We start from the raw sequence: 6,206 nt of genomic DNA on the forward strand, positions 1-6,206 counted from the left end.
ATTTATAACGGTTTTATTAAAATAATGTAATATATCCATATTAGGGGGAAAAATTGAATGACAAAACATATAAAGGTGCAGGTATTGTTGGTATTTAGTTTAATATTTTTCATATTGATTACAGGCTGTAATAAATTAACTAATGAATTAGAGAATATAAAAAATCAAACTGAAGATAATGAAAAAGGACTGGGCAAAAATCAAGTATTAAGAATGGGCTTTAATTCAATGCCACCACAATTGCTACCTCAAACTGCTAGAGACAATGTATCCTTTGATTTATTAAATGCAATATTTGAAGGATTAGTAAGATTAAACTCCAATGGAACAGTGGGACCAGGAATAGCTAAGAAGTGGGAAATAGATGAAACCAAAACAGTGTATACATTTGAATTAAGGGATGCTCAATGGTCTGATGGTACTTATGTAACAGCATATGATTTTAAAGAATCATGGTTAAAAGTATTGGATCCTAAAACCGAATCTCAATACAGCTATTTGCTTTTTAATATAAAAAATGCTCAGAAGTATAATGAGTCTCAAGGTGTGTCTTCAGAAGAAGTGGGGATAGATGTTATAGATAAGCACACATTACAGGTGACTTTAGAGAAACCATCGGATTATTTTATAGATTTGATATCTTTTGTTACATTTTTTCCTATAAAAGATGGGGATATTGAACAGTATGTGGATACCTATTTTAAAGCACCAAAAAATATAATATCAAATGGACCGTTTAAGATAAAGAAATGGGAAAAAGATGGCAATATAATTTTAGAAAAAAATCATATGTATTGGGATGAAAAAAATGTAGTGTTAGATAATATAGAAATAACAGTAATAGAAGATACAAATACTGCTGTAAATTTGTATAAAAAGGGCAAATTGGACGTAATAGAAGTGCCTAGCGAATATATAAATATTTATAAGGACACACAAGAATTTGGTAATATGATCACTGGAAACACATATTATTTGCAGTTTAACAATGAAGATACATTTTTTAAGAATAAAAAGATAAGGATGGCTTTAGCCCTTGCCATTGATAGGAAATCTTTAACAGAGAATATCCTTGCGGATGGTTCAATACCTGCATATGGTATAGTACCATACGGAATAAATGGGAAATATAATACACATTTTAGAAATGAAAATGGAAATTTATTTGATGATATTAATGATGAAAATATAGATAAACATACATTGATGAAATTATTAGATGAAGGTCTTAAAGAGTTGAATAAGACTAAGGAAGATTTAGAACAACATATAGCCTATATAATAGGAAATTCTGATAGACATAAAAAACTAGGTAAAGGATTACAACAGATGTGGATGGACAATCTAGATTTAAATGTAAAGATAGAGTCGTTAGAACTCTCTGAAAGACTAAAGAGATATGATGAAAAAAGATACACATTTGGCATAGCAGGATGGGGAGCAGATTATAATGATCCAGAGACTTTTTTGAATATATTTATAACAGGGGTAGGAAATAACGATTCTTATTGGAGTAATAGTAAATACGATGAATTGATGAACAAAGCAGCCAATAGTTTTGGAGAAGAAAGATTTAATTATATGTTACAGGCAGAAAAATTAATGATAGAGGAAATGCCAGTGTCACCATTATTTTTTGAGGCTAGGAATTTTTTACAAAAGAGTTATGTACAAAGATTGATAAGATATCCAGTAGGAGTTGACAATGAATATAAATGGGTAAATATATTGACACATTAAATTTTAAAGGCACTTTATAATTTTCTATAGTAAATACTATTTCTATAGGTATTTACTATAGAAAAAAATAGTATATACACTAGACAAAATAAATCAACAGTAGTATAATGATATTTGTTGTTGGACGAACTCCTTTAGCTCAGTTGGCTAGAGCACCTGACTCTTAATCAGGGTGTCCAGGGTTCGAATCCCTGAAGGAGTACCAGTGAAATCAATGCTTTCAGACTTTAGTCTGAGAGCATTTTTTATGTTTGACCCCTATTTGACCCCTATTGGATTTCATTGAAAATATGAGCAGTCTTATCCATAGCTTTTCTTTTCTGCTTTAATAACACATGGGTATATAAATCAGATGTTAATTTCATGGAAGAGTGACCTAATAATTCTTGCAATTCTTTCATGTCCATACCTGCTTCCAGACCTCTAGTAGCAAATGTATGCCTTAAATCGTGTGGAGATAATAAAGGTAGACCAATTTGCCTTAAGGACTCTCTTTAAACTCTTAGAAAAGGTACTAAAGCTTATAGGTGCACCATAAATATTAGTAAAAACTAGATTGTGAGGATTGTAATCTTTGCCTAATGAATATCGAGCTTCTCATCTTCCATTTTTTCTTTGTCTTATATTTCCTTTACCTTGACTTCTTGATTTTTAGCCATTGTATACCTCCTTTTACGAACTAGTGTTTGATTATATTGTAGCATAAACATATTGAACATGTAAGCAAAATGAAAAATATTACAAATAAAGAAGGGAAAAGAATATTGGTTGTAGAAATATAAATATTGGAAAATAATCGAAATATATAAATTTATTAGTATTATAAGCTTTTATTAGAATAGGAGAGTGTTTTTATGGATGGTGTTAAGTTCTTTAATATTGTTTCAGGAATAAGCTCAATACTTTCACTTTTAATATCAATATTCCTTGCTAATAAAGTAATAAAACTAAGTAATAAAATTAAAATAGATAACTCAGTGAAAACAGGGAAACAAGTGTCAATTGGTAAGAATAACAATATGGCAGGAAGAGATATAAAATGATGGAAAAGTTAATGCAACTTTTATTAGGAGATAACAATAATGTGGCAGGAAGAGATATTATTAAAAAAGAGTATCATTATGATCCACATCCAATACGATTTTATGAGAAAGATATAGAGGAAATTATTTTATGTTTTTCTGAAGAAATAAAAGAAATGTGTAATATAATTGAAAAGAATGATGATTTCTACAGACCAAACATTGAAGAAAAAAATCGTATTAACAATCTTACCGAAAGATATTTTAAATACATACAAAAAAATAGTTTAAACCACTTTCATAAAATTGAATCTTTCTTATATAATATAAGGAATAAAGAATATTTAAAAAAATATTTAAGTACCGCAAATGAATTAAATAATAAAATAATATGTAATAGAAATCAATTTGAATATTTTGAGAAAATATTTGATGTTATATATAATTACATTGTTGAAAATAATGATTATAATTTAAAATGTGATAAGAATTTAATTTGGATTTTTTTACATTATATGTATTATAATTGTGACATAGGTGATAAATATGATAAAACCACATAAATATATGAATTTAAAATTTTCAATATTAAATATAAGCAGTTTGATTATTCAAGAATTAAAAAACTCACAAGAAAAAAGAATATTATATTATAAATTATACAGCAAAATATGTAATGAACTTGAAGAAGATATTAATGAATTATTTTTAAATACATTAAATTTTTTGTTTGTATTAGGAGTTATAGAATATGATGAAGAAAAAGACAGTGTGGAGTTGATAGGATGAAAATTTCTAAAATTTATTCAAATGATAGTAGATTTAAAGATATTAAATTTGACGATGGATTAAACATAGTGCTTGGTCGTATAATTAATAAAGAAAATCTTGACTCTGACTCTCATAATTTAGGTAAAACGACTTTAATAGAATTAATCGATTTTATGTTTTTAAAAGAACTAAAAAAAGGACATTTTTTAAAAGAAAATTTTTCAAAGTTTAAAAACCATATTTTTTATATGGAATTAAAATTAGCAGAAAATAAATATATTACAATAAAAAGAGGCGTTGAAAAGAATACAAAAATCTATATTAAATTTCATGAAAGAAAAAATCAAAATTATATATATGAAAATAATTGGGATTATAGCGAATTACCTTTGACCTCAAAATTGCCTGAAAGAAGTCCTAAAATTATATTAAACAGACTAATTGGATTTGATGAATTATTTTCGTATGATTATAGACAGTATATTAATTATTTTTTAAGAACTCAGTATGACTATGATGAAATTTTTAAGCTTAATAAATTTCAAGGCAAAGATATTTCTTGGAAGCCTGCATTAGCTGATTTATTAGGTTTTGATGGTAATCTAATAAAAGAAAAATATGAAATTGAAGCAAAAATTAATGAAAAAGATAAATTACTCAAACAATTAGAAGACGAATTCAAAATAAATATTAATGAGTTAAATAAATTAAAAGCATTTATTAGTGCTAAGAAAAAGAAAAGAGATGAAGTTACTGAAAAAATTGACAGTTTTGATTTTTATTTTAAAGAAAGAGATTTAAGTAAAGAATTAATTGAAAAAGTTGAAGGGCAAATATCTCAATTAAATACAGAGGAATATAACTTAAAATATGATATTTGTGAAATCGAAAAATCAATGAATGCAACAAGTATTGAGTTTGATATAAATAAAGTAAAAAAAATATTTGAAGAAGTAAATATTTTTTTACCTGATCAATTGAAAAGAAATTATAATCAGTTAATTGATTTTAATCGAAAAATTACTGAAGAAAGGAATAAATTTTTAATTGATAATTTAAAAGAAAAGAAAAAAAAATTAAATAATGTTATTAGTGATTTAGAAAAATTAAACAATAGAAGAAATGAAATCTTATGTGTTTTGAAAGAAAAGGATTCATTTACTAAGTTTAAAAAGTATCAATTAGAATTAGTTAATTTAGAGAATGAAATAAGTGAATTGTCAAATAAGCTCGATAATACTAGTAAATTAGAAGAAATTTTTATTAAAAAACAAAAATTAATTAGAGATTTAGATTTCATTATAAGTAAAGGAAAGGTGAATTTTAATTCTGAAAATCCGTTTTTTGTGTCTATTCAAGATACATTCACAGATTTGGTAGATAAAATATTAGATGAAACTGCTATTTTATATTACGAAATAAATACTTCTGATAACATTGAATTTGAAGCTAAAATAACTAGTTTAAATGAGGAAGATAGACTAACTTCAAAAGCAGATGGCTACTCATATAAGAAAATGCTTTGTGTATGTTTTGATTTAGCATTATTAATGAATTATAAAGATAATAGATTTTTTGAATTTGTATATCATGATGGAAGTTTTGAATCAATGTCTAATACGAAAAAAATTAGGTATTTAGATACAATAAGAAGTATATGCAAAGATAATAATATACAGTACATTTTAACTATGTTAGAAGATGATATACCTCGTACAAGCGATGACAAATTATATAATATTAAAGAAAATGAGATTTGTGTTGTTCTTGATGATGAAAAGGAAGATAGAGGACGATTATTTGGTTTGAGTTTTTAATTAAAAATATAAATAGTTTTAAAAATATAATAATAATAGCAAATGAGAAAAGATTTTTTTGGTAAGTGGTGATGTAAATAAATCTGTGTTTAATTGAAAAAGCTCCTTTCTAGCAAGAATAAATTTCAAGCTAGTAAGGAGCTTTTTAATATCATAGATATAATAATTCATTCTTATAAATCACTAATCAACTTTTTTATATCTTTTTTTCTGTTGTTCGTTTCTTCCAAAGCTATTGAATAATTACTATTATTACCATTATCACGTCTTCTTCTATAGAATCAAAAGGGAGCTTTGACTTTTCTATATCAACTATAGTTTTATTTTTTTAAAAAACATTATTAAGTTTTTGTAATAATTATAAAACGAGGGTAGATGTCTTGAAATACACACTTATAAATTTTTTGCAAATCATATATATTGAACCAACACAATACATCTATTGCACAATTTACAACTATATAATTAGTTGTATAAATAGCTTGGTTGCCACATTTATAACTATATGTATTTGTCAACCGAAATTTCCTCTAAATTCTAATCGAATTCTCCTCTAGTTAAGGTAAAAAAATTATTGCTTTTCTAACCAAAGTTTAGTTTCTTTTAATCTATAAGAATTACCATTCATATTTACAATATATGATTTATGTGTAAGTCTATCTATTATTGCAGCTGTCATTACTGGATCTTTAAATATTTCATCCCACCTTTCAAATGATAAATTTGTAGTTATTATTGTAGATTTTCTTCCTGCTCTTAAGGAAAGATAGGTGAATAAGAGCTCAGAGGCTTCTTTATCAAAAGAAATATATCCAAGTTCATCTGCTATTATCAAATCATATTTCTCAAATTTCTT

Annotated in this window: 7 protein-coding genes and 1 tRNA gene; 6 read left to right on the top strand and 2 right to left on the bottom strand. The window is 25.5% G+C overall.

The window, feature by feature from the left end:
- The first annotated feature begins 57 nt into the window (after nucleotides 1–57).
- Complete coding sequence (locus tag Q326_RS0106950; protein WP_026894722.1) at nucleotides 58–1,740, top strand: peptide ABC transporter substrate-binding protein; 1,683 nt, start codon at nucleotides 58–60, stop codon at nucleotides 1,738–1,740.
- A gap of 128 nt (nucleotides 1,741–1,868) precedes the next feature.
- A tRNA-Lys gene (locus Q326_RS0106955) sits at nucleotides 1,869–1,945 on the top strand.
- Nucleotides 1,946–2,009: 64 nt separating this feature from the next.
- Here Q326_RS0106955 and Q326_RS19065 read toward each other — a convergent pair.
- Nucleotides 2,010–2,216 (bottom strand): tyrosine-type recombinase/integrase, encoded by a 207-nt coding sequence (locus tag Q326_RS19065; RefSeq protein WP_084489569.1) that lies wholly within the window; start codon nucleotides 2,214–2,216, stop codon nucleotides 2,010–2,012.
- Between the two features lie 378 nt (nucleotides 2,217–2,594).
- On the opposite strand from Q326_RS19065, the gene Q326_RS0106965 reads away from it, so the two are divergent.
- Genes Q326_RS0106965 through Q326_RS0106980 form a run of 4 tightly spaced genes read left to right on the top strand, consistent with a single transcriptional unit; the run spans nucleotide 2,595 to nucleotide 5,350 of the window.
- Nucleotides 2,595–2,783, top strand: coding sequence for a hypothetical protein (locus Q326_RS0106965; protein WP_026894723.1), 189 nt, complete (start codon nucleotides 2,595–2,597; stop codon nucleotides 2,781–2,783).
- Nucleotides 2,780–3,325, top strand: a complete 546-nt coding sequence (locus Q326_RS0106970; protein ID WP_026894724.1) for an ABC-three component system protein — start codon at nucleotides 2,780–2,782, stop codon at nucleotides 3,323–3,325. Before Q326_RS0106965 ends, Q326_RS0106970 begins: the two co-directional genes overlap by 4 nt.
- Nucleotides 3,309–3,551 (top strand): ABC-three component system middle component 8, encoded by a 243-nt coding sequence (locus tag Q326_RS0106975; protein WP_026894725.1) that lies wholly within the window; start codon nucleotides 3,309–3,311, stop codon nucleotides 3,549–3,551. Before Q326_RS0106970 ends, Q326_RS0106975 begins: the two co-directional genes overlap by 17 nt.
- On the top strand, nucleotides 3,548–5,350 hold the full coding sequence (locus Q326_RS0106980) for a DUF2326 domain-containing protein (RefSeq protein ID WP_026894726.1): 1,803 nt from the start codon (nucleotides 3,548–3,550) through the stop codon (nucleotides 5,348–5,350). The genes Q326_RS0106975 and Q326_RS0106980 overlap by 4 nt, the downstream gene beginning before the upstream one ends.
- A 571-nt stretch (nucleotides 5,351–5,921) precedes the next feature.
- Here Q326_RS0106980 and Q326_RS0106985 read toward each other — a convergent pair.
- Nucleotides 5,922–6,206 (bottom strand): ATP-binding protein (locus Q326_RS0106985; protein ID WP_026894727.1); only part of this gene is annotated, 285 nt, incomplete at its 5' end.

This window comes from Clostridiisalibacter paucivorans DSM 22131 (assembly GCF_000620125.1).
Classification (GTDB): Bacteria; Bacillota; Clostridia; order Tissierellales; family Clostridiisalibacteraceae; genus Clostridiisalibacter; species Clostridiisalibacter paucivorans.

Excerpts from the sequence above, each read along its gene's own strand:
- Q326_RS0106950 (WP_026894722.1), top strand. The coding sequence starts at position 58 with ATGACAAAACATATAAAGGTGCAGGTATTGTTGGTATTTAGTTTAATA.
- Q326_RS0106965 (WP_026894723.1), top strand. The coding sequence starts at position 2,595 with ATGGATGGTGTTAAGTTCTTTAATATTGTTTCAGGAATAAGCTCAATA.
- Q326_RS0106970 (WP_026894724.1), top strand. The coding sequence starts at position 2,780 with ATGATGGAAAAGTTAATGCAACTTTTATTAGGAGATAACAATAATGTG.
- Q326_RS0106975 (WP_026894725.1), top strand. The coding sequence starts at position 3,309 with ATGATAAAACCACATAAATATATGAATTTAAAATTTTCAATATTAAAT.
- Q326_RS0106980 (WP_026894726.1), top strand. The coding sequence starts at position 3,548 with ATGAAAATTTCTAAAATTTATTCAAATGATAGTAGATTTAAAGATATT.